Origin of the sequence: Herbaspirillum sp. B65 (genome assembly GCF_000333555.1) — a bacterium.
Lineage (GTDB): Bacteria > Pseudomonadota > Gammaproteobacteria > Burkholderiales > Burkholderiaceae_D > Herbaspirillum > Herbaspirillum rubrisubalbicans.
In genome coordinates, this window is record NZ_BADI01000551.1 from 1 (window position 1) to 2,240 (window position 2,240).

At 51.7% G+C, this 2,240-nt stretch carries 3 protein-coding genes; 2 read left to right on the forward strand and 1 reads right to left on the reverse strand.

Annotated features, from left to right (window positions below):
• Positions 1-1,257 (reverse strand): glycosyltransferase family 2 protein (locus I5W_RS29085; RefSeq protein WP_148289106.1); only part of this gene is annotated, 1,257 nt, incomplete at its 3' end.
• Between the two features lie 388 nt (positions 1,258-1,645).
• Here I5W_RS29085 and I5W_RS31285 point away from each other — a divergent pair.
• Positions 1,646-1,846, forward strand: coding sequence for a hypothetical protein (locus I5W_RS31285; protein ID WP_148289107.1), 201 nt, complete (start codon positions 1,646-1,648; stop codon positions 1,844-1,846).
• A gap of 112 nt (positions 1,847-1,958) precedes the next feature.
• The coding region (locus I5W_RS13450) for a CHASE3 domain-containing protein (protein ID WP_199901741.1) at positions 1,959-2,240 on the forward strand (282 nt) is incomplete at its 3' end.

The following is a 2,240-nucleotide window of genomic DNA, read 5'->3' on the forward strand; positions in this document are numbered from 1 at the left end:
ATATCTCTGTGCATTACTAACCCCGATGGACTTATTAAGGTCCCCGGCTCCCTGTTCGTCCGTTAGATAATGTTCCGGGTACGTGGTCCTGAACGCGACCGTCCTCTGGTGACTAAACGCCATGCTCAACTTCTTATTAATGATGGCCTGAAGAAAAATCCTGTCACAGATTGCAGAAACCTCATTGGGCATTTGGGACCAAACAAGATTGATCGGGAAGGCGCTTCTTGCAAGTAGATAACAACTCGTATCAACATGCCGCAACTGCTCCTCATTCAGCTCAACAATTTTCAATGAGGAACCATCCGGCCGATGGAAAGTTCTCCACGAGCAGCACACTTCTGCTCCAGTCGATTCATTGACCGCCAATAACGTTGACAAATGTTGTGGGTGATACCAATTGTCTGCATCCAAGAACGCAATGAAATCGACTCCCTTCCCCTCCGCCAACAAGGCACCTATTGCACGTGGGGTATTGCCATTGTTTCCGTGAGAGCGCGGCAACTTGATATGTTCGACACCCCATCCATCTATCTGGTTATTCGCATAACCATCTGCAACCATGAAATGCACCACCTCAGCGTCGACCTCCTGTGCAAGAACACTTTCATGACACTGCTTCAACATCCCAATCGATTCTTTGTAATAGGGCGTAATTACCGCTATCTTTGGCCTTTTCCGATACAAGTTAGTCGAATACTGCGTCACGCGATGCTCGACTTTCTTGACTTCTGACTCTGGCTTAATTTCGATAATCTTTCTCTTCTTTTTCTTTTCGGACTTCAGGGCCAAATCAGCGTTCGTTGCGCTATAGCTGTCTGTCTCGTCACTATCTTTGAATGCTGCGATTCGTCCCGGAACACCACACTTAGGACAAAAATATTCAATCTGCTCAGAGAAATCTCTCAGCGGACGACGCCACCATCCTTCGCTGACTTCCAGTCCGTGATCCTCACCACGCGCCAAGTCAAACGATGCCGCCACCTCACAAAAATAGGCGCGTAATTTCCCATTGTTTTGCACAATCGACGCCGACCAGTGCTGGTTGATATCGCACTGACTAATCAATGACCACATCGCCTCCGGCGCATGGAAATACTGCACGGCCGACAGATCGGCTTGCGGTACATGAGGGGGCGGCGGCAGGTCTTGTTCGGCCCACTGGCAAGCGACGCAATCGTCGCTCTTGTCGCTCAATGCATGATGATGAAAACCACTGCTCCATAGCTGTAGCACCACGATCACGATGGCCAGCAAGACCGTGATGTGGTGAAGCCCGAGGGCGCGCCTGGGCGATGCAGGATGGTATTTGCAATAGTGTTGCATTTACCGCGATGTTATAGGGAGTGGTCAATATATGCAACATTGTTGCAACTTATTGGGGGCCAGACGATCCTGCGACCGATAAAGAACCGGCCTCTCCAGCACGGCCATTGCCGGCCCCGCCTGTTGCAGGCGGCTGCGCGCACAGAATTATCACGCGGTGGCATTTTGTGGCTTTTTGGACAACTGACAAGATTACAACTTTTTCGGGGCTGTGTGATTAATCTGCATATATTTCACAACAGTAACGCTCTGTTTAATGTGGAACCGGAGAATCCCTCAAGGCTGACACCACAGCCCATTACTCCAGGGGGGGCATCAAATGCTGAATGGAAGTGCAGAAGACGCAGTGCCGGATGAAGAGGTCCGCGTGCTGTTGCATCAGTTGGAGCGTCTAGGGAGCATCCTGGAGAGTTTGCTGGAAACATTCGAAGAAGCCGCCATCGACAGCCAGGCAAGATCGGCCCTGCTCGCCAGGACTGCCGCCGCTGTCGCTCTGGGTAAGGCCCGCAAGACACACTAGGTTCGGTGGCCGGCACGTTGAGAAGAGGGGCTCTTTCATCGTCGTGCCTGGGGACAAGCCGCTACAGGAACCTTCACTCCATATCGCCAATACATCTTCAGAAGGGGAAAGCATGTTTTCATCACTCACGGTCGGCAGGAAGCTCGGCCTGGCATTTCTGTCGTTGGTCGTCGTCTCGCTGATTGGCAGCAGCGTGTCCTTGTTCAATTTTTCCAGGCTTGAAGAAGCCAGTGGCATGAATGTCCACACCTATGAAGTGATGGGGGCGGCCGATGACATGCTGCTCAACATGGTCAATGTCGAAACCGGCATTCGTGGTTACGTGGCCTCGGGCAATGAAGCCTTTCTGGATCCCTACAAGAATGGACGCAAGAATTTCCGCACGGCCTTCGAG